Origin of the sequence: Celerinatantimonas sediminis, assembly GCF_046054195.1 — a bacterium.
In the GTDB taxonomy this organism is placed as follows: Bacteria; Pseudomonadota; Gammaproteobacteria; order Enterobacterales; family Celerinatantimonadaceae; genus Celerinatantimonas.
The window spans coordinates 15,064-36,654 of the sequence record NZ_JBEQCS010000013.1; the positions used below are offsets into that span (position 1 = coordinate 15,064).

Below are 21,591 nucleotides of genomic sequence, written 5' to 3' on the forward strand. Positions count from 1 at the left end.
TCAAGATGGCTTGGCGTCCCTTTTAACCTGTCAAAAAAACCATAGATAAACAAGCCAGCTTTTGCCATACTTTTGAGCAGGATACAAAAAATAATTACATCAATTAATTCAAGCTTTAGCGCTGAGGATAGCTATGAAACACTACGAAGTAAACTTTGATGGTTTAGTCGGCCCCACCCACAACTATGCCGGATTATCGTTTGGCAACGTTGCTTCGCTATCTAATGCAAAAGCAATCTCCAACCCTAAAGAAGCCGCAAAACAAGGGTTGGCTAAAATGAAATCTCTTCATGATCTAGGATTAATTCAAGGCGTTTTAGCACCACAAGAACGGCCTGATTTAACCACGCTAAGACGCCTTGGTTTTACTGGGGCCAATGCCAAAGTCCTAGAAAAAGCAGCATCACAAAGCCCGCAAGCTCTGCTGGCATGTTATTCGGCATCAAGCATGTGGACAGCCAATGCTGCAACAATTTCGCCAAGCGCTGATACGCAAGATGGGCGTGTCCACATTACACCAGCGAATCTAATTGACAAGTTTCATCGCTCAATTGAGCCAGATGTGACGGGCGCCATTCTAAAAGCAACTTTCCGTGACAGCAAATATTTTATTCACCATCGTCATTTACCCTCTCATCCAGACTTTGGTGACGAAGGCGCAGCAAACCACACTCGGTTATGTTCTGACTATGGGCGCGCAGGGCTAGAATTATTTGTTTACGGACGCAGTTGTTACGATAGCTCATTGCCTTTTCCAAAAAAATACCCAGCCCGACAAACCCTTGAGGCAAGCCAAGCAGTCGCTCGTTTGCATCGGTTAGATGAAGATACCGCCTTGTTTGTGCAGCAAAATCCAGATGTTATTGATCAGGGTGTTTTTCATAATGACGTGATTGCAGTGGGCAATCAAAATGTTCTTTTCTATCACGAACAAGCTTTTGTCGATGCACTGAAGCTTCAGGATGATATTCGCCATCGCCTACCCGATACACAGATGCACTTTATTGAAGTTGCGCAGCAGCAAGTAGGCTTAGATGATGCAGTAAAGAGTTATCTCTTTAACACCCAATTGGTCAGCTTAAATGACGGTTCGATGGCGATTATTGCCCCAACCGATTGCGAGGAAACCCCTAGCGTTAAAGCATATTTAGATGAACTGCTCACAAAAAACACGCCAATTCAGAAAATTCATTATTTTGATGTGAAACAGTCGATGCGAAATGGTGGAGGCCCGGCATGTTTACGCTTGCGTGTTGCATTAAGTGAGCAAGAAGTAAACGCAGTAAACCAGCACACAATTTTGGATGATCAACTATTTGAAACGTTGAATCGATGGATTGAAAAACACTACCGCGATCGATTCAGTTTTGATGATATGCGCGATCCATCGCTCATTACCGAGTCCTATACCGCACTTGATGAGCTGACCCAAATATTGAAACTTGGCTCAGTTTACCCATTTCAGCAATTGAACTAGCCCCAAAATGTAAAAGCTCGCTTAAATAAGCGAGCTTTATTACGATTACGGGTATTAAGTTGCTTTAGCGCATCCAGTCCCATTTGCCTTGATTGATAAAGCGGCCAACTGCATTTTCAACGCCCATGGCAACCGACTTACCTAATCTATCTGAGATTTTTTTCTTAATCTGATAGTGAACTTTGACGACTTGACGTTCTTTGTAATGACGCATCAAATAATCATCACTGGTCGTAATTTCATCGATAAGGCCTTTTTCAATCGCCTGTTTACCGAACCAATGCTCACCCGTTGCAACGGTTTCAACATCTAATTCAGGGCGATACTGATGCACAAACCCTTTAAATAATTGATGGGTTTGCTCTAGCTCTTCTTTAAATTTTTCGCGGCCATCGTCGGTGTTTTCACCAAACATGGTTAAGGTACGCTTGTATTTACCAGCGGTGATCTGCTCATAATCAATATCATTTTTCTTCAGCAGCTTATTAAAGTTAGGAAGCTGAGCAACGACACCGATTGAACCAACGATGGCAAATGGGGCAGCTAAAATTTTATTCCCGATACAGGCCATCATATAGCCGCCACTAGCGGCCACTTTATCAACAGCAATCGTCAATGGAATACCGGCACTGCGAATTCGAGCCAATTGAGAAGCGGCCAACCCATATCCGTGAACCATACCACCGCCACTTTCTAGGCGAATCAGCACTTCATCTGTTGTTTTAGCAACACTGAGAATGGCACTGACCTCTTCACGTAACGAGCGTACCTCTTTAGCATCGATACTGCCCTTAAAATCCACCACAAACAGTTTATGCTGATCTTGTTTGGGGTGTTTTTTATTCTTTTTATGTTCTGCTTTAACTGCTTTATGGTGGGCTTTTCGCTCGCTTTTACCCATCATTGTTTCGCTAAGCTGGTCGCTCATCTGGCTATATTGTTCAGATAAATCGTCGATATTTAATCCACCTGACTTATGGCGATTTTTCATGCCAGCAGCCATAACTATTAAGGCAATTGCACCAATAGCTGCCACAATAATGATGGCTTCGATTAAAAAAGTGCCAATATGGTATAAAAAATCCACAGTAATCCTCCAAAAGTATTTGTTATATTTTAGGATGTCTTGGCATAGAGTGTCTATGGTCTATCATTACGGGCTCGCCATTGGGTATAATTTACGGTATAAAAGTTTCCCCCACTCCGAAGACGCAGCGAGGCCATCATGGCAGTTTGGCAAAATCATGACTATCTACATTTCCAGCCACAGACCAATAGTTTAGAAAATAAGGTGATCCTAGTGAGTGGTGCTAGCGATGGTTTGGGCCGGTGCGCCGCCATTGAGTACGCAAAGTTAGGTGCCGATTTAGTCTTATTGGGCAGAAATCGTGACAAACTGACCCAAACGATGGAAAAAGTCAGTCAATACCCCGTCCAAACATTGGCAATTGATTTAGACTTCGCCAGTGCAACTGCTGAGGATTATCACTCTCTAGCAGCAAATATTGAGGCCCAATGGCATCGACTCGATGGAGCCCTACTTAGCGCCGGCATTTTAGGCCAACTATGCGCAATCAAAGATATTCAAATCGCTAACTTTGATGAAGTGATGAATATTAATGTTCGTTCACAATTATTACTGGCACAGGCTCTGCTGCCGCTTTTAAATAATGCACCGAGCAGCTCTTTAGTCTTTACCACCTCAACGGTTGGCCATGCGGGAAGAGCGCTTTGGGGCAGTTATGCTATGTCTAAATTTGCAGTGGAAGGATTAACCCAAACACTTGGTGATGAGTATAAGGATACAACGCTTCGAGTAAATTGTATTAACCCTGGCGCTACTCGAACCCAAATGCGAGCACAAGCTAAACCAGATGAAGATCCGATGGTATTAAAAACACCACTCGATATTATGCCTACTTATCTATATTTAATGGATGATGCCAGCGCTCATATCACTGGATATTGTCTGGACGCCCAACCAAAATGAGTTTGTATCGCGCTCGTACCACTATTGAGCAGTGGCGTATATTTCAGGCTGTCGTACATTGCGGCAGCTATGCCCAAGCAGCTAAAGAGCTCAATAAAAGCCAATCATCGCTAAACCATGCAGTTGCCAAATTACAGGCCCAACTTGGCGTGCAACTGCTAGAAGTTAAAGGTCGAAAAACCCACCTCACTTCAATTGGCCAAGTCATGCTTAGGCGCAGCGAACTATTAACGCAGCAAGTTGAAGATTTAGAACAGCTTGCAAGCTCATTGGAACAAGGATGGGAACCCACTCTAACAATAGCAGTGGAGCACTTTCATCCTAAGGCCAAAATTTACCAAGCACTAAAACAATTCTTGCCGCAAAGCCGTGGAACTCGTGTAACAGTTTATGACACAGTTTTATCTGCCACCGAAGAAGCCATCACAGAAGCCGAAGCCAATTTAGTCATTACTCCTGAATTGCCAAGAGGCGTTTTAGGCACATGTCTTTGCTATAGCAAACTGATACTCGTTGCCCATCGCCAGCACCCTCTAGCCCACCTATCGCAGATTGCGTACGATGACCTAGCCCAACACTTGCAGCTGGTTATCCGTGATAATGGTAAACATCCAAATGATCGCCACGGGTGGCTTAAAGCAGAGCAGCGTTGGACGCTCTCAAGCTTTGGTGAAGCATTAGAGCTTTTGCTCGAAGGACTTGGTTTTGCATGGCTTCCAGAACATTTAGTCAGTGAATATCTAAAATCCGGGCAGCTGGTTCAATTGAAGATGCGACGGGGAGCAACCCGCCAGTTTGCCAGTTATTTAGTGGTTTCACGGCCTCAACATCAAGGACCTGCTGGCGCTTTGCTTGAACGGCTCATTTTAAATCAATATCTAAATTAACTCACTTATAACAGCATAAACTGCTCAAAATCTATTCTATAACAGCTTGATTTACTGATAAATTAAATTTATTTAATTTAAATTTTTGTAAATACAGCTTGCACTCTTGGCGATATAGATCAAAATTCTCTGTATAAAAAAGAATTATTATCATTCTAGTTTCCAGGTCGCCTTATATGGCACAAAGACCTTAATACTGATTTAACGGCTCAACCGCCAGCAGAGATGCCATGACAAATCAAGCAAACCAAGCGAGTACACCGCAAACCATCAAACAGATGCAAATCGGAAATCAAGCTGTCATTTTTAAAATCAACGGCTCATCTCAACAGATTCAAAGAATTCAGATGCTTGGACTTCGCAAAGGAGTTCCAATCAAAGTTGTCCATGGTCCAGGAAGACGAGGGGCGGTTGTTCAATCTGGGGGCGCTCGTATTGCTCTGGGAAGAGAGATTATTGAGCAAATTGAAGTTACTCCTATTGACCTCAAAGAGGACCAAACACGATGAGCGATTGCTGTAGTACCGCTGAAGTACATATCCAAAATGCCCCTGTCATCGCACTAGCTGGCAATCCTAACTGTGGCAAAACCACCCTATTTAATTTATTAACGGGTTCTCATCAGCACATCGGGAACTGGCCGGGGGTTACGGTTGAAAGGCGCACAGGACTTTTGAATATTAAAGGCCAGAAAATGGAGCTGGTCGATTTGCCTGGGGTCTATAGCTTACTCGGCGGAGGCAGTGCCGATCAGGCCGTGGCTCGAGATTTTTTACTTGATGAAACGGTAGACTTAGTCGTCAATATCGTTGATGCATCAAATCTTGAACGACATCTAGCTATGACGGCAGAGCTCTTAGAGATGGGCAAACCCATGCTCCTAGTGCTGAATATGGTTGATGAAGCACAATCGCTTGGCTTAAAACCAGAAGTTGCGCGGTTAAGTGAAAGTTTAGGAATTCCGGTAGTTCCGATGATTGCTCGCAAAGGCCATGGCCGTAAAGAGCTAGAACAAGAAATTGAATCGAGCCTTAAAAATCCTCGCCAAGGCATTGCCGTTGAATATGATAGCGATACCCAAACAGCCCTGGCCGAACTTGAAGCAGCTATCGATTCATCAGTTAATCCAGCAAGACGTCATTTTGCAGCACTGCGCTTACTTGAAGAGCTTTCAAGCACTGATAATGCCCAAGTAAATACTATATTAGACGAGCAACGAGCTAAAATTCGCCAATCTCAGGGGGAAGAGCCTGTCGATATGATAGCAAGTGCTCGATTTGGCTGGACCTATAAAATTGCTCAGTTGGCATTTAGTAAAATAGCGGCCAATCCTCGGCGTCAAAAAATCACAACGTGGTTAGACAATTTAGTGTTGAGTGATTGGTTTGGCGTTCCCATTTTTCTCGTCGTTTTATACTTGGTATTTGTTATCAGTTACAGCGGCGGCAACATTCTGCTCGACTTTTTCGACCAAGGTTCTTCAGCACTGCTGATTAGCGGCGTTGGCCACGTATTATATTTAGCCGGTCTTCCTGATTGGCTGGTTTCAATTATCGCCGGTGGCATTGGTGGCGGGTTAAATCTGGTGATTACCTTTATTCCACCAATCGGGTTAACATTTTTATTCTTAGCGCTATTAGACGACTCCGGCTACATGGCGCGGGCAGCTTATGCGATGGACAGACTCATGCGGCGCATGGGTTTACCAGGAAATACTTTAGTACCAATGGTCATCGGCTTTGGCTGTAACGTGCCAGCCATTATGGGGTCTCGAATTATTGAAGACCCAAGAGGGCGAATACTGACCGTTTTGATGCAGCCTTTTATGTCATGTTCAGCTCGTTTGACGATTTACATGGCATTTGCTGTGGTATTTTTCAGAGAAAATGGTGGGCAAGTTGTCTTCTTGCTTTATGTAATTGGGATTTTAGTTGCTTTTTTAACGGCGTGGTTGCTTGGAAAAACAGCCCTTCGCGGAAATCCTCAGCCATTTGCCATGGAATTACCCCCCTATCGTCTGCCCAGCTTAAACAGTGTCTTATTGCAAAGCTGGCATCGACTAAAAATCTTTATGTTCCGAGTTGGGCGAGTTATTGCAGTCATTGGTTTAGTACTATTTATTCTGCCCGGTATTGGTTGGCAAAATGGCAAATTAACCACCACTGATATTGATCATTCACTGCTTGCTCAAGGAAGCCGAGCTCTGACCCCTATTTTTACCCCGATGGGGATTAAACCTGATAACTGGCCAGCCGTCTCAGGATTAATTGCCGGAGCTGCCGCAAAAGAAATTGTCATTGGCACCATGAATGGGATTTACCAGCGCCAAAATACCGATGACCTCATGGCGAACTATCGTCATCCCGATATTTTGAACAAACTTAAAGATGCATTGGCAACCATCCCAGAGAATGCAAAAACGTTCTTATCAACATTAGGTGACCCGCTTGGGGTGTCAAGCCTGCGCAGTGATACCGATGCTCGCCAAGCATCAGGGGCCAGCAGTGCAACGCTAAAAGCGCTCGCCATTGGCTTTACCCCGTTATCCGCTTTTGCCTATATGGTGTTTATCCTGCTTTATATGCCATGCGCGAGTACCATGGGAGCATTACGCCGCGAAGTTGGCTGGGGATGGATGGCTTTCTCTAGTGTTTATGGGATTGCCATTGGCTGGGCTGGCGGGACACTGATTTATCAGCTGGGTAATTACCTCTACCACCCCAATAGCTCTTTAGCCTGGTGCATTGGTATAGCGGTAGGGTTTGTTGCGTTAATTGTAGGATTGCGTTGGTTTGGTAAATATCAAAACGCACAAAGCAGAGTTTCAATGGAGCAGTCTATTTGATGAATCCATTATTTGCCGTTCGCGACTTTATAAAATTAAATCAATTGGTTAGCGATGTTCAGATAGCTGCATCGCTTGAGCTACCGAAACCGCTGGTGCAACAAGCCTTGGAACATTGGTCGCGACGAGGCGTCATTTTAGCAGAGCCTGCAAGTTGTAGCTCAGGTCACAGCTGCAGCAATTGCGCTGCAGGTGGGTGCCATTCGCCAACTGGTGAATTTTACCGCTGGAATACGACTCATTGAGTCAGCGCTTGCAAGACGCTACACTATTAAGCAGTTATTACGTTTTTAAAAAAGGCTGACCCATGGGTAGTTTACAAGACGAATTAAGTCAGTTGGTTTACTCCACTGATCAGGGCAAAATCACACCAGAGCCAGAACCTGAAGATATTCCTCAAGGTGATGGTGTTATTCGGCTTCGTCGAGAAACAAAAGGTCGCAAAGGTAAGGGTGTAACCGTTTTAAGTGGTTTTGGTGTATCAGTAAACGAACTGAAAGATATCGCAAAAACTCTGAAAAAACATTGTGGCGTTGGCGGTAGCGTGAAAGAACATACCATAGAGATTCAAGGTGACCAACGGGATACACTTGAAAAATGGCTCAGTGCTCACGATTATCGTTTTAAGCGCACTGGAGGCTAACCCCTTCTCTACTCTCTACTGGCAATGAATAATTCCTCATCTTCATAGAAAGTGCTCTTTAGAGCACTTTTACATCTGCACAGCATTTCATCAACATCTATAAAAATATGGCTTTATGACGGCAAAATTTATGGCGACTAGCCATATGGATGTCTTGTTATCTATTTTCAAAATTGTTAATAACTTACAATCAAGACAAGCCAACAAATGTTTAGCAGAAGAATTAGTGATGAGGTGAATACTATAAAAACGGTGCATCGATTAAGATGCACCGCCAAGTTTGATTAGAATAACGCGGCATTAAGCCAAATATGTACCGCAATAGCGCCAATATAACCAAGGGCTATCACCGGGAACCAACGTAAATGGCCAAAGAAGGTATACATTCCGCGAGCTTGACCCATTAAAGCCACGCCAGCGGCAGAACCTATCGATAGCAAACTACCACCGATCCCAGCCGTCATTGTCACCAATAACCATTGGCCTAAACTCATTGCTGGATGCATTGTCAATACCGCGAACATCACCGGAATATTATCGACAACCGAGCTTAATAGCCCAACCACAATATTGGCATAAGTCGGGTTCCAGTTGGCATACATAGCGTTAGATGCAAGTTCTAGATAACCAACAAATCCTAACCCGCCAACACACATAACCACACCATAGAAGAATAACAGCGTATCCCACTCGGCTTTAGCAATGCGATTAAAGACGTTAAACGGCACCACACTTCCCAAGTAACTTAGCGCTTCCTGATCCCCTCGAGCATGGGCATCTGATTGCAAAGCGGCCATTTTTTTGGGGAAAGTAAGACGCAGATAAAAGCCCATTAACTGCAAATATCCCAGACCAAACATCATTCCCATAACAGGAGGCAGTTCTAATGAGTTATGTGCATATACCGCTGTCACAATGGTTAACACAAATAAGGCAATAATCCGCTTACCGCCTCGCTGCATTGAAATATCTTCGTTAGTTGATTTAACGGGCCCGCGAGGAATAAAGAAAGTCATAATTGCGGCAGGAATAACGAAGTTGACCACCGCCGGGATGAACAAATCAAAGAATTGATTAAATTCAACCACCCCTTTTTGCCAGACCATCAATGTAGTGATGTCGCCAAAAGGACTAAATGCACCACCGGCGTTAGCACCAATCACAATATTGATACACGCCATATTGATAAAGCGTTTCTCACCTTTGGCAACTTTTACAACGACCGCACACATTAATAACGCCGTAGTCATGTTGTCAGCCACAGGGGAAATCACAAAGGCCAAGATACCGGTTAACCAAAATAATGCACGATATGACAGTTTTTTGCTGACCAACCAGCAACGCAGTTTATCGAATACTCGCCGGTCTTCCATCGCGTTGATATATGTCATTGCGACCAACAGGAACAATAACAATTCCCCATACTCTTCCAAGTTTGAGCTAAACGCTTGTTCAACCCACGCCGCATGAGGGGAACCTCTTTGGGCCAAGCCGATTGCAAACCAGATAATACCAGCCGCAATTAATACCGGTTTGGACTTATGCAACTGAGTCCACTCTTCGGTTGCGACAAAGAGATAAGCAACAATGAAAGCAATCAAACAGAGCCAAGCTGTTGATGTTCCAACGAGTTGAAGGTGAGGTGTAGAAGTCTCAGCTAAAGCGGGAAAGCTCAAGCTTAACATCAGCCAAACGCTCCAACGAAGATATTTAGACATAATCATTCCTGTTAGTTAATTAGCGTTCTAAACAACAAAGAGCAATAAATAGACCTCTGCAGCTATTTATCAAACAACCACAAATCCGTTTGTGTGTATTGATGACTCATTGATAAGCCAATGATTAATAAATAGTACTAGTCTTCGAATCAAGAGATAACTTGCTATAACGAGAAAATACTCGTTATAAATTGTGATACGAATCGCTACAGGCAAAATTGATGAAGATCAGCTATCGCGGTTATATTGAAATATAATTTCACATTCGTGTTGTTCTATAACCAATCATGATTCAAAATTTCAAAAAATTGCACCAACATGTCTTTGAAACTCATTTTTTAGGCGAACTGACATACAAGTTGGAGAAGCTCGTTCATCTGCCGATAGTGTTAAATATTCACTAAAATCAGGTTACAATACGCACCTGCTTTTATGGAAGAGTCGTCATGCAATTGTTTAATCCCGATGAGTTTCGTCATCATTTTCGTTGTTTTTCAACTTCACAGACACTTGGGATCTATCTTGATAACGCTGCAACGACACAAATTCCTGATGAAGTGTGTCAAACCTTGCTCAACTATTATCAATCAGGAAGGGCTAATGTTCACCGCTCCTCCTACCCACTCGCCAGTGAGATAACGCAGCAATTTGAAAAAGTTCGGACACTTGTTGCTAAGTGGCTCAACGGTTCAGCCAAAGAAGTTATCTGGACATCCGGAACAACTGACGGATTAAACCGCATTGCGGATGGTTTAAACGGGCATTTTAAATCGGGGCAAACTATCTTAGTCTCAGCCTTAGAGCATCATGCCAACCTTGTTCCATGGCAACAACTATGTGCCAGAGACAAGCTCACACTTGCCATTATTCCAACAACTGAAACAGGCGACCTTGATTATCAGAGCTATCAAAAGCTACTTGAGACTCATGATGTTGCTTTAGTCTGTTGCTGCCATGTGTCTAACAGTTTAGGTGTTTGCAATGATGTTCAAAAAATCACTCAACTTGCCCATCAACATGGTGCTTTGGCTATTATTGATGGTGCCCAAGCGGTAGCTCATTTAGATATTGACCTTCAATTTATCAATTGTGATGCTTATCTGTTTTCTGGCCACAAGGTTTATGCACCAACTGGCATCGGTGCGATTATGGGTCAACATGATTTTTTAGAGCAATTGCATCCAAGTCGATTTGGCGGCGAAATGGTGCAAAAAGTCACTTATCAAAATGCGACGTTTCGTGCCATGCCTTATCGCCTTGAACCTGGTACACCGAATATCGATGGTGTGCTGGCTCTGGGAACTGCAATTAGCTTTTTAACTGAACATCAGAGCGGGAAAAAAGCTTACGAACAACAACTGTTAGCTTATTGTGAGTCGCAGCTGCAACAGATTAATGAGCTCACTATTCTCGCCCAACCACAGCAACGCTGCAGCGTTATTTCGTTTGTGGTTAACAATGTTCATCCATTTGATATAGCTGATTGGCTAAATACACAACGTATTGCCGTACGGTGCGGCTTTCATTGTGCGATGCCTATCACCGAACAATGGGCACATCAAGGAAGCATTCGAGTCTCATTAGCGGCCTACAACACCTTTGAAGAGATCGATCGGTTTATTGATTCACTCAATCAGGCAATTAACATTAATTTATTATGATTTACCCACAAGCAGCAGCATTGCCAGACTGGCAACAATTAGAAACCTTATTTAGCTCAGCGAAGAGTTACGAAGAACGCTATCGCCAATTATTATTATTGGGCAAAAAATTTCCAGCCATGCCTGAGAATTATCGTCTAGAGCAAAGTGAAGTATCTGGATGTGAAAGCCGTAGTTGGGTTTATTCTGAAAATAATCAATTATGGTGCGATAGCGAAGCGCGGATCATTAAAGGATTAATGGGAATAATATTAAGCTTGGTTAATTATTCTAATCATCAATCAATAAAATCGATTGATTTAATAAGTAAACTCGAACAATTAGGCTTACGCCATTATATTAGTGATTCACGAATTAATGGTATCCAAGCAATTTGGCGACAAATAATTGTCTTACAAGCGACATAATGTGATATTAATCGCATTTGAATTAAATTTTTTTGAACAATATTAACTGATTGATTTAATTTCTTTATTCCTATTAGAAAGCTCTTGCAGCAGCTCAGTCTAAGTGTAATACTGGATTGGTTTGAAACGATTGGCAATATTTATGTTTTTCAATGACCATGTATATGATCCTGTAACTCATAAGTACGTCTGTTCTTTCAAAGTAATATGAAATTTATTAAATGCAGGATCATAATATGTCCACACGATTAACTGGTACCGTTAAATTCTTTAACGAAACTAAAGGTTTTGGTTTTATTTCTCAGGCTGAAGGCCCTGATGTATTCGTACATTTTAGTGCAATACAATCTGATGGTTTCAAAACCTTAAAAGACGGTCAGCAAGTCGAATTTACTTTAGGCCAAAGCCCGAAAGGCCCACAAGCAGAGAACGTTGTTCCTCTGTAAGTAAACGGCACAGAATAAAAATAAATAGCCGCATTATGCGGCTATTTTTATTTATAAAGGCCATAAAATTTATGGCCTTTATATTGATTCGTTATACGGGCATTTTTTCCAATTCACGTACAACCATATCACCAAACTCATCGGTTTTAATTAATTTAACATCTCGCCCTTTAGCAAGATCAGGCGTGCAATAGCCTTGTGCGAAAACAGCTTGCATTGCCTGCCAAAGGTTATTAGCTTCTTGCTTCATTCCAAAGCTCATATCCAACATCAGTGCAACTGAGCCAATCATCGAATACGGATTAGCGATATTCTGCCCAGCGATATCTGGAGCACTGCCGTGAGATGGTTCGTAATAAGATTTTTCGGGACCAACACAAGCCGAAGGCATCAGACCTAGAGACCCCAAAATACCGCCACCTAAATCACTTAAGATGTCACCAAACATATTTTCCATAACCATGACATCAAATTGTTTTGGATTTAGACAAAGATAGGTTGCAGCAGCATCGACCAGGATATGTTTCACTTCAACATCTGGGTAATCTTTGCCGACTTCACCGACAATTTCATTCCACAGTACACTTGATTTAAGAACATTACTTTTGTGGATATTGTGTAGTACTTTTTTGCGTGACTGAGCTGTATTAAAGGCCACTTTAACAATCGCTCGGATCTGATCTTCATCATATTCAAGCAGCTCTTTCACATAGCGTTTGCCATTGGCATCTACGCCGGCTTTTTTCTCACCGAAATACAACCCACCAACCAGCTCGCGAATAATCATAAAGTCAATGCCATCACCGATAACTTCTTCTTTTAATGGTGAAAAAAATGACAGTTCTTTAGGCAAATACACTGGGCGGAAGTTAGCAAAGGTATTATATCGACGGCGCATGGGTAACAAAGCACCGCGCTCAGGTTGTTCATCTACCGGAATTTTCTGGGACTGCTCATGATTTAAGCCGATTGTACCTTTAAGAATTGCATCGGCTTCATCACAAATTTTTATCGTTTCTTCAGGGAACGATTTACCAGTTTCAAAATAGGCAGCTGCACCAAATAGGGCTTCCTGCAAATCAAAGCTCACATCAGCGTGACGTTTTTCAACGGCTTTAAGCACTTTTACCGCTTCATTCATGATTTCTGGACCAATCCCATCGCCAGCCAGCAATGCAATTTTATACTGTTTCATTCGCAACTCCTGAAGATATATCCTTAATTTCTCGAACTAAACAGCGATTTTGCAAAAGCAAACTAGCTGCCCAAAATGTTGCTGAGAATCTTTAAGGTTTAAGTAATTTTATGTTCTTTAAGCTTTTTAGCTACAGCCGTATGTGATAGTCCCAGTTTTTTAGCTAATGCTCTGGTACTTGGAAACTGCGGGTAATAGTAGCTTAAAAGCAATTTTTCAAAATCTGCCATCGCCTGGTGATAATCTTTATCAAGCAAGCCGCTAATCGTACTTTCTGGATTAGCACTTTGGCTGCCGTAACGAATATCTTTCGTGGTCCAGGCGCGAAGACCAGTATGTGCTATAGTATCACGTAACACCTGCAATAGTTGGGTAATATTACCTGGCCACTGACATTTTTTGATAAATTGTTGCACTGAACGGCTTAAAATTGGTGATTGTACCCCTCGGCTAATAAAATGCTCGTTCAACCAGGCTTGCGCCAGTTGAACGCCATCTTCTGGACGCTCACGAAGAGGTGGCAGGCGAATGACCTGTCCCACAGCGCTATAAAAAGATACCTCGCCATGTTGCTCAATAAGTTCCTCTGGCGATAATAATGATGTATAAACTACCTGAGCGACAAAATGCATTTGCGCAATAATGCGAAATATTTGTTCAGAGGTGAAATTTTCGACCTGATAAACCAGCACCATCTCAGGCCGACTAGCCGCTAGATCAAGTAATTGCTCGTCTAACGCCTCATCATTAATCGGCCCTGAAATCACTGTCATTTGGCCCACAGAATGGCCACGAAAGTGGTTAAGCAACTGCGCACAAAACCTTTTCCCCGTGCCAACTTCGCCATAGATCAGCAACGATCTTGGTAAACTAGCTATCTCTTTTATCTGCTCGATAATCTGAATATATTCTGGGTCATGAGCGATTAAACCAAATGGGGCAAAGCTGTCGCGAATGCTAGCTAAATCTAAATCCGGAATAAATTGGCTATCAGGGCGAAAACTCATTAAGGCACTGGGAAGATGGGAAAGCGCTAAATTATCAACTAACGGCTCAACATATGCGCGGTAGGCTCGCCCCCCTAAATAGACTTCTGTCACTTCAGGGCGACCATTATCGCGCCCAAGCCACCGGGTAATCGAAAATCCCTTGACCCAATCAGCCAATGGTTGGCCAATAAGCTCGCTCATTAAACATTGGCATACATAACTGACCGCTTGATTGGTTTGTAAAATTGAACCATTGCGGTCAATTAAGATAACGGGATAAGAAATCTGGTTGAGTAATAACTGCAATTCCCGACGTTCAAGCTCAGAAGGGACAACATCTACTGTACGAGCATCATAGATTTGCTCATTGCGGCGCAATGTTCCAAGCATCTGTGTTAAATCACTAAACTCAACTTTTGAAATAGTGACATACAGATACCCAGCCTGATTAGATTCAATCGCTTCAAGACTGACTTGATACTGATTCAATACATCAAAAACTGAGGAAATAACATCAACGCCACAAGGGCATACTATTTCCAAACAAGTCATAATTACCCTACATTTCGTTCTGCCAGTTCATCACAGCGCGCAGCCATAATGAAATCCATTTCAGTGAGGCCCTGGCAGGACTCACTCCACCAACACACCTGAACCCATTGAGACTGGATCGTCAAGCGTGGATGATGATTCTCAAGCTGAGCCATGTTAGCAATTTGATTGGCTAACAACATTGAATCAGCAAATTGAGCACAGCGATATTTCTTAACCAAGTGATAACCGCTGTCAGTATGTTGCAATTGCCAATGATCCAGATGAGAGAGCAATTGGGATATTTGCGACTGATCTAACGCGTTGGCTTGGGTTTGTTCATTCTTAGCCATCTGTGGCACTCCTTAACTCCTCATAAATCCAATATAGCCGATTCGATAGGCAAAAATCACCCCTTGCCAGAGATTTGCACAATATCTTTTAATAATTGTCGCTGCACTGAAGCAAGTTTAGGCATCTGTTCGTGGGACAGTTTAAAGGGCCGACAGACTTGTAAGCATTGATATCCCAAACGAGCGGTTAGCAACCCGGCACTTAAGCCATCAGCAGCGCTGGCTGATAATTTACGGGTTAAACTCGCGCCCATCATTTCCACGCCCATGTCACTAATAACCTGTGAAACACCCGCAAATGCAATATTCGCTAAGACAGTTTTAACCAATAACGTTTGCATCATCATGCCTGAAGGTAATCCGTATAGGCGAGCTATCTGTCGCATCATCGTTAAATTTCGCCACATCATCAACGCCATATCCAAACTTGCAGAAGGACTTAAAGCCAACATAACGGCGGATTGAGAGCTATAACGAAGGACTAATTTTTTTGCCTTTTGGTCTTGTGCACTGAGAACTTTATTTTCAAATAAGACCAAAATTTCACGAGCTTCATGATATGGCTCTAATGCGCTTTGCCACGTATCACTATTTTCTCCCATGCTCTGCGCCATCTGATTCAAATGTACGATTAATTTCTGCTTTGATGTTCCAGATGCGCAAGACTGGGCAGATAAATCAAGTTTTGCGCGTTTTTTAAAACGATACACCGCCCAAAGCTCTCGCATGATGCCGATAAAAACAATAAACCCGACGACTAAAACCGCAATGGCAAACAATGAGTTGGCTCCCCACGGCTGAAAAATTAACTGCTCTATCGCCTGCACTAATGGCCAGAGGATAATCACAACCAATCCTAGTGCTAAAACTTTCCAATACCATTGGAGTTTTAGATTTTGCGACGGTTTGTCCACAGCAAATGATAAATCATCGCCATATTCGTTATCATCCACCTGTTGCCAGTTAGGTTCATCGGCAAAATCAATGCGCTCTGACAATATCTCTTTCGCAGGTGATTCATTTTCTACCGGAGCTGAAAAATTTTCTCGTTGAGCGAGTTTACTCATATCGACCTCCTTGCTCAGCGCAACACATATGTGTCAAAAATAGATTAAACAAGTTTATCGCCAATCAGATATTCAAGCAGTGCATCAAGGCGCATATGTTTCATTGGAGACCCCATTGGCGTTGCTATGGGCGAAAATGATGGGTAATCAAACTGATGAGTATTCCAAAAATGAGGCTCTGGAACTTCTTTGGGAACCCCTCCAGGAAATACATTTAACCATTGTCCAGAACTTAACTCTTTACCTCTAAGCGCCGGTTTATTTTGAATTTTACCCTGCTCTGTTGCAACCACAGCACTTGTGACCATCGTTTGATAGTCAATCCCATTAAACCGTAATCGGCCCATCGCATTAGCCAGTAAATCATCGATTAATAACGATAATGCCGGATATTGATCCATCGTAATACGATCGGCTTGCGTTGCTGCAAACACAACTTTGTCAACGCGCGGAGAGAAAAGCCGATTTAACAAACTGCGCCGGCCATAATTAAAGCTTTTTAATACTTCACTGAGCGCTTTTTGCAACTGCGAAACCGCAACCGGGCCATGATTCAGCGCATCGAGGACATCAACCAACACGACTTGTCGATCAAAGCGACTAAAGTGTTCTTTATAAAAAGGAGTGACGATATGAGATCGGTAATAGTCATAACGCTGGCGTAGCACTTTAAAACAACTATGTTTTGAATATTGTTTGTCATTGGTTGCGATTTTGCCAACCCAAGGAAAGAAATCTAACACAGGCGCATCTTTGAGCTCACCAGGCAATAACTGTCTACCGGGAGTGAGCCAATACCCCCCCTGCTTACGCGATGTAACCAAGTATTGGCGATAATCTTGAGTAATTTCTTTGATTGGGATATCGGTTGCGTTTGATGATGGATCTAACGCGCTCAGTTTGCGTAAAAAGGGCTCGGCCAACGGGTCTGATTCAAGATTTCGCCTAACATTATCACTCCATTGCAGGTAAGACTGCTCAAGCAGTGGCAAGTCCAGCAGCCACTCGCCTGGATAATCAAACAAATCAACCAACAAATCACGATGTGGAGTCAACTTTTGACGAAGGCTCCCCTTTGGCTGATAACGAATGGTTAGGCGAATCTCATTGAGCGTTTCGGTGGCTTGCGGCCATTGACCGTTAGCAAGCTGCTCTCGCATAACAGGATATGGAAATGTTGGAATATGCAGCAAGTCATAGCGAGACTGTTCGCATCCTAACAGTCGTCCACTGGCTGCGACCTCCCACATTGGCAATCTCGCTTTTTGCCAATTGAGCAAGGCATCAATCAAGGCTGTAACTAAAGTGGTCTTACCGCTTTGACGCAGACCGGTGACAGCGATTCGCAGATGTTGATCTGTTCCTCTTTTAAGCCATTCCCGTCCGACGGATTGCCAATTTGAATGCAAATAGCCCCCTTTTAAACCGCGCTAAACGCTCATCAGATAACGAATTTGACACTCTGTCAATTTATGTTTTTATTTTAACTGATTGAAGTATGAATTAAAAAATCAATACTTAGAGCAAAATAGCTGAAAATTTGGCTCTTTATTGACGTTAAAACAAAAAAAAATGCCAAAACGGTAGATACTGATGACCAGAGGCTTTTATAATTCGTTCCCAAAATCATCATATACTCTTATTTTATATATCATGTTTATTGATGATGAATGCGATTCGACCTTAGTCAATCATCTTAAATACTATGCTGGTAATGCTGTAAAGGATTGCCTTAACGATTAACGACAGGAAGTAAACGATGCTACGTTACTTCATCAGACGTATCATGCTGTTGCTGATAACGCTGCTTATTCTTAACCTGATTGCGTTTGGATTAGATCGCTATCAAAATGGCGGAGTTGTCCCTGAGCATGGAAATTTAGTCTTCTTATTTGGTCAATTTGTTTGGGATAATTTGCATGGTCAATTAGGGATTTCCCCCGTGAGCGGACATGAAGTCATGCACGACATCTTGCGCGTGTTTCCAGCAACATTGGAGCTGTGTTTTGCATCATTTATCATTTCACTGATCATTGGGGTTCCTTTAGGAACCATTTGTGGATTATTCCGCCAACATTGGATTCGGCGCGTTATCATTAGTTTAACGATGATCGGATATAGTATTCCGGTTTTCTGGCTAGCCATCTTATTCGTGATGAATTTTTCCCTTGAATTGGGATGGTTTCCAGTGGCAGGACGCTTTGACCCGCTGCTTTATATACCCCATGTCACAGGCTTTAGTTTAATTGACGCTTTTTTAATGCCAGCACAGATTCGCCACGTAGCGGTTATGTCGGTATTGCATCACTTAGCACTGCCAGCACTGGTGTTAGCTATTTTGCCAACCACTGAAGTGATTCGTCAGCTCTCGAGTGCGATGACCAAAGTCATGCAAGAGAACTATATTAAAGCCGCTGCGCTTAAAGGATTATCAAAATCAGAAATTGTCTTTCGTCATGCGCTTCGCAACACCCTGCCGAATGTATTTCCAACCTTAGGCTTACAGTTTGGTAGTGTGTTAACCATGGCAATGGTCACTGAAACTGTATTTTCATGGCCCGGAATTGGCCAATGGCTGATTAGTGCCGTGTATCAACATGATTATGTTGCGATCCGGGGCGGGATGTTGGTGGTTGCCAGCTTTGTTATCTGTGCAACGGTCTTAACTGACCTTTTCACAGCGCTAACCTACCCAATTCGTCGCAAGGAGATTTATGAGCAACTCTAATAATATCTTTGCTGAAGAGTATATTCCTTCAACACCCGTTCGGATCTGGCGCAATTTTCATAATAATCGACTAGCGATGATCGCATTTTGGGTGTTGCTTGGCTTTATTATTTTAGCTATCGCAGGCCCTTATCTGGTGGTACATCCAATCAACCAGATGAGTTCCCATTTGTTAATCCCGCCATCGTGGGATGACCTTGGATCAATGGATCATTTTTTAGGCACCGATGATTTAGGACGAGATGTTTTATCGCGGCTAATTTATGGCACGCAACTTACCTTTGGTGGTGCACTGATTGTCATTTTAATCGCGCTATTTGTTGGCGTTCCAATTGGGATCCTCGCTGGGGTAACCCGAGGCATAAAATCAAGCGTTTTACACCACTTGATGGATACCACGCTATCGATTCCATCGCTGTTACTTGCGCTGCTATTTGTCTCTCTTATTGGCATGGGGCTTGAGACGACCATCCTTGCCGTGACATTAGCGCAAATTCCTAAATTCATTCGTTCAACATTCTCAGCGGTTGTTGAACAGATGCAAAAGGAATATCTGATGGCCATCAAACTTGATGGCGCATCTAATTTTCATATTCTTAAGTATGGAATTTTACCTAATATTCTAGAAACCATTGTCAGCCAAACCACTCGCGCGCTTTCATCAGCCATTTTGGATATTGCTGCTTTAGGTTTCATTGGCATTGGCGCTCAGCCTCCTTTACCAGAATGGGGTGCGATGATGTCGGCCAGCCGCGACCTTTTGCTCGTTGCACCTTGGACCGTCACACTGCCAGGCATTGCGGTTGTCATTTGTATTCTGTCGGTCAACGTAGTTGGCGAAGGTTTAAGACAAGCGCTTAATGAGGGGATCGAATAATGGCATTACTCGATATCCGTAATTTAACGATTGAAATTGAGACGCCAACGGGATTGGTCAAAGCGGTCGAACGAGTTAGTTTGACCATGGCAGAGGGCGAAATTCGCGCGCTAGTTGGCGAATCAGGCTCTGGCAAAAGTCTTATCGCTAAAGCGCTCCTAGGCGTAACCAAACCGACTTGGCGAATCCGAGCAGACCGCATGCGACTTGGCAAATTAGATTTGCTGAGTTTAACGCCTAAACAGCGCCGCCAGATCATGGGCCGAGAAATTGCGATGATCTTTCAGGAACCTGCAAGCTGCTTGGACCCCGCAGAGAAAATCGGCGAACAGCTTATCGAAGCAATTCCGTGGAGTCTATTTAAAGGCAAAATATGGCAACGAATTGGATGGCGTCATAAAGAAGCGCGAAACTTATTACACCGAGTTGGGATTAAGAATCCACGCCGCATTATGCGCAGCTACCCTTATCAGCTCTCCGATGGGATCTGTCAGAAGATTATGATCGCGATGGCAATTGCAGGTCAGCCACGGCTGTTGGTTGCAGATGAACCAACCACATCGATGGAAACCACAACCGCCATGCAGATTTTGCGTCTGCTCGATAAACTGAGCAAGCTCAATAATACGGCAGTGTTGCTGATCAACCATGATTTTCGAACACTGGCTGATTTAGCCGATCAGGTCACCGTTTTATATTGCGGCCAAACGGTTGAATCTGGCCAATCTAAACAAGTATTAGATAATCCACATCACCCTTATACTTCAGCCTTAATTAATGCTGTACCTAATTATCTGGATGGGTTAGTGCCAAAAAGCCGCTTACCCTCATTGCCTGGAGCAACCCCCTCTTTGCAACATCTGCCTATTGGCTGCCGCCTCGGTCCGCGCTGTCCTAGAGCCCAGCGAGAATGTGTACAGCAGCCAGCGCTTAAACAGTTTAAAAGCCACTATTTTGCCTGTCATTACCCACTGAACTTTGAAGAGGATAATGGATGAGTGCGTTATTAGAAGTCACTAATTTATCCCAATATATTCGTGTTCATGATAACTGGTTTAAACGTCATAACGTGCCAATTTTAAAGTCGGTCAATCTTACTTTAAAACAGGGGCATACATTATCGCTCGTGGGTGAATCAGGCTCAGGCAAATCCACGTTAGCACGACTCATTGCTGGCCTAAATCGCCCCAGTGAGGGCGAAATTAGTATCAATGGCGAAGTGCTTCACTACGGTGAAAACGCTAAGCGCTGCAAACTGGTCCGAATGATTTTTCAAGACCCGAATACCTCGTTAAATCCACGTAACCGGATTGGACGTATCTTAGAAGTCCCACTTGCGCTAAATACTTATATGAGTGATCGCCAGCGTTCTGAGCGCATTGCTTCGACTTTAAAACTGGTAGGCTTACTCCCAGAACATGCGCAATATTATCCACAAATGCTCAGTAATGGCCAAAAGCAGCGTGTTGCTTTGGCGCGAGCCCTTATTCTTAACCCTAAAATCATTATCGCCGATGAAAGTATTTCATCATTGGATGTCTCTGTACGTTCACAAATCATTAACCTATTATTAGAGCTGCAAGAACGATTTGGCTTGAGTTATATTTTAGTCTCCAACGACTTAGGTATGGTTAGCCATATGAGTGACCAGGTCGCGGTAATGCATCAGGGCGAAATTATCGAATGGACACAAACTAAAACTCTATTTGAAAGCCCGCAGCACAGTGTGACTCAACGCCTGCTCAATGCTTACTATACTGACTTCAAAAAGTAATGT

Annotated in this window: 21 protein-coding genes; 14 read left to right on the forward strand and 7 right to left on the reverse strand. The window is 43.2% G+C overall.

Going from position 1 to position 21,591, the window contains the following annotated elements; translation table 11 throughout:
- The first annotated feature begins 133 nt into the window (after positions 1-133).
- Positions 134-1,477 (forward strand): N-succinylarginine dihydrolase, encoded by a 1,344-nt coding sequence (gene astB / locus ABTQ23_RS14350; RefSeq protein ID WP_408616431.1) that lies wholly within the window; start codon positions 134-136, stop codon positions 1,475-1,477.
- 64 nt (positions 1,478-1,541) lie between these two features.
- Here astB and sohB read toward each other — a convergent pair whose 3' ends face one another.
- Positions 1,542-2,564: a protease SohB gene (gene sohB, locus ABTQ23_RS14355; protein WP_408616432.1), complete on the reverse strand. Its 1,023-nt coding sequence runs from the start codon at positions 2,562-2,564 to the stop codon at positions 1,542-1,544.
- 138 nt (positions 2,565-2,702) lie between these two features.
- On the opposite strand from sohB, the gene ABTQ23_RS14360 reads away from it, so the two are divergent.
- From ABTQ23_RS14360 to ABTQ23_RS14385, 6 genes are all read left to right on the forward strand, one after another.
- Positions 2,703-3,467, forward strand: coding sequence for a YciK family oxidoreductase (locus ABTQ23_RS14360; protein WP_408616433.1), 765 nt, complete (start codon positions 2,703-2,705; stop codon positions 3,465-3,467).
- A gap of 2 nt (positions 3,468-3,469) precedes the next feature.
- On the forward strand, positions 3,470-4,354 hold the full coding sequence (locus tag ABTQ23_RS14365) for a LysR family transcriptional regulator (protein ID WP_408616528.1): 885 nt from the start codon (positions 3,470-3,472) through the stop codon (positions 4,352-4,354).
- Between the two features lie 230 nt (positions 4,355-4,584).
- Positions 4,585-4,863, forward strand: a complete 279-nt coding sequence (locus ABTQ23_RS14370; RefSeq protein ID WP_408616434.1) for a FeoA family protein — start codon at positions 4,585-4,587, stop codon at positions 4,861-4,863.
- Positions 4,860-7,199, forward strand: a complete 2,340-nt coding sequence (gene feoB / locus ABTQ23_RS14375) for a Fe(2+) transporter permease subunit FeoB (RefSeq protein WP_408616435.1) — start codon at positions 4,860-4,862, stop codon at positions 7,197-7,199. Before ABTQ23_RS14370 ends, feoB begins: the two co-directional genes overlap by 4 nt.
- Positions 7,199-7,444 carry a FeoC-like transcriptional regulator gene (locus tag ABTQ23_RS14380; RefSeq protein ID WP_408616529.1) on the forward strand — a complete coding sequence of 82 codons (246 nt, stop codon included), beginning with the start codon at positions 7,199-7,201 and terminating at the stop codon, positions 7,442-7,444. The genes feoB and ABTQ23_RS14380 overlap by 1 nt, the downstream gene beginning before the upstream one ends.
- A 62-nt stretch (positions 7,445-7,506) precedes the next feature.
- Entirely contained in the window at positions 7,507-7,842 is a 336-nt protein-coding gene (locus ABTQ23_RS14385; RefSeq protein ID WP_408616436.1) for an SUI1 family translation initiation factor, read from the forward strand.
- A 284-nt stretch (positions 7,843-8,126) separates the two neighbouring features.
- On the opposite strand, the gene nhaD is transcribed toward ABTQ23_RS14385, so the two are convergent.
- Positions 8,127-9,560 carry a sodium:proton antiporter NhaD gene (gene nhaD, locus ABTQ23_RS14390; RefSeq protein WP_408616437.1) on the reverse strand — a complete coding sequence of 478 codons (1,434 nt, stop codon included), beginning with the start codon at positions 9,558-9,560 and terminating at the stop codon, positions 8,127-8,129.
- A 446-nt stretch (positions 9,561-10,006) separates the two neighbouring features.
- Here nhaD and ABTQ23_RS14395 point away from each other — a divergent pair, with 446 nt between their 5' ends.
- From ABTQ23_RS14395 to ABTQ23_RS14405, 3 genes are all read left to right on the forward strand, one after another.
- A complete protein-coding gene (locus ABTQ23_RS14395) occupies positions 10,007-11,221 on the forward strand; it encodes an aminotransferase class V-fold PLP-dependent enzyme (protein ID WP_408616438.1) in 1,215 nt (404 codons plus the stop codon).
- Positions 11,218-11,628, forward strand: a complete 411-nt coding sequence (locus ABTQ23_RS14400) for a SufE family protein (protein WP_408616439.1) — start codon at positions 11,218-11,220, stop codon at positions 11,626-11,628. The genes ABTQ23_RS14395 and ABTQ23_RS14400 overlap by 4 nt, the downstream gene beginning before the upstream one ends.
- 236 nt (positions 11,629-11,864) lie before the next feature.
- Positions 11,865-12,074, forward strand: coding sequence for a cold-shock protein (locus tag ABTQ23_RS14405; RefSeq protein WP_408616440.1), 210 nt, complete (start codon positions 11,865-11,867; stop codon positions 12,072-12,074).
- A gap of 91 nt (positions 12,075-12,165) precedes the next feature.
- On the opposite strand, the gene leuB is transcribed toward ABTQ23_RS14405, so the two are convergent.
- The 5 genes from leuB to ABTQ23_RS14430 form a co-directional block, all read right to left on the reverse strand.
- Positions 12,166-13,269 (reverse strand): 3-isopropylmalate dehydrogenase, encoded by a 1,104-nt coding sequence (gene leuB / locus ABTQ23_RS14410; protein WP_408616441.1) that lies wholly within the window; start codon positions 13,267-13,269, stop codon positions 12,166-12,168.
- A 98-nt stretch (positions 13,270-13,367) separates the two neighbouring features.
- Positions 13,368-14,810 carry a TyrR/PhhR family helix-turn-helix DNA-binding protein gene (locus tag ABTQ23_RS14415; RefSeq protein ID WP_408616442.1) on the reverse strand — a complete coding sequence of 481 codons (1,443 nt, stop codon included), beginning with the start codon at positions 14,808-14,810 and terminating at the stop codon, positions 13,368-13,370.
- A 2-nt stretch (positions 14,811-14,812) separates the two neighbouring features.
- Complete coding sequence (locus tag ABTQ23_RS14420; RefSeq protein ID WP_408616443.1) at positions 14,813-15,142, reverse strand: 4a-hydroxytetrahydrobiopterin dehydratase; 330 nt, start codon at positions 15,140-15,142, stop codon at positions 14,813-14,815.
- Between the two features lie 56 nt (positions 15,143-15,198).
- Positions 15,199-16,209, reverse strand: a complete 1,011-nt coding sequence (locus tag ABTQ23_RS14425; protein WP_408616444.1) for a TIGR01620 family protein — start codon at positions 16,207-16,209, stop codon at positions 15,199-15,201.
- 44 nt (positions 16,210-16,253) lie between these two features.
- Positions 16,254-17,618, reverse strand: a complete 1,365-nt coding sequence (locus tag ABTQ23_RS14430; RefSeq protein ID WP_408616445.1) for a YcjX family GTP-binding protein — start codon at positions 17,616-17,618, stop codon at positions 16,254-16,256.
- A gap of 350 nt (positions 17,619-17,968) precedes the next feature.
- On the opposite strand from ABTQ23_RS14430, the gene ABTQ23_RS14435 reads away from it, so the two are divergent.
- The 4 genes from ABTQ23_RS14435 to ABTQ23_RS14450 are packed head-to-tail and all read left to right on the forward strand — an operon-like array spanning position 17,969 to position 21,588.
- Complete coding sequence (locus tag ABTQ23_RS14435) at positions 17,969-18,937, forward strand: ABC transporter permease (protein ID WP_408616446.1); 969 nt, start codon at positions 17,969-17,971, stop codon at positions 18,935-18,937.
- A complete protein-coding gene (locus tag ABTQ23_RS14440) occupies positions 18,924-19,814 on the forward strand; it encodes an ABC transporter permease subunit (protein ID WP_408616447.1) in 891 nt (296 codons plus the stop codon). The genes ABTQ23_RS14435 and ABTQ23_RS14440 overlap by 14 nt, the downstream gene beginning before the upstream one ends.
- On the forward strand, positions 19,814-20,812 hold the full coding sequence (locus ABTQ23_RS14445; RefSeq protein WP_408616448.1) for a peptide ABC transporter ATP-binding protein: 999 nt from the start codon (positions 19,814-19,816) through the stop codon (positions 20,810-20,812). The genes ABTQ23_RS14440 and ABTQ23_RS14445 overlap by 1 nt, the downstream gene beginning before the upstream one ends.
- Entirely contained in the window at positions 20,809-21,588 is a 780-nt protein-coding gene (locus ABTQ23_RS14450) for a peptide ABC transporter ATP-binding protein (protein WP_408616449.1), read from the forward strand. The genes ABTQ23_RS14445 and ABTQ23_RS14450 overlap by 4 nt, the downstream gene beginning before the upstream one ends.
- Positions 21,589-21,591 lie beyond the last annotated feature (3 nt).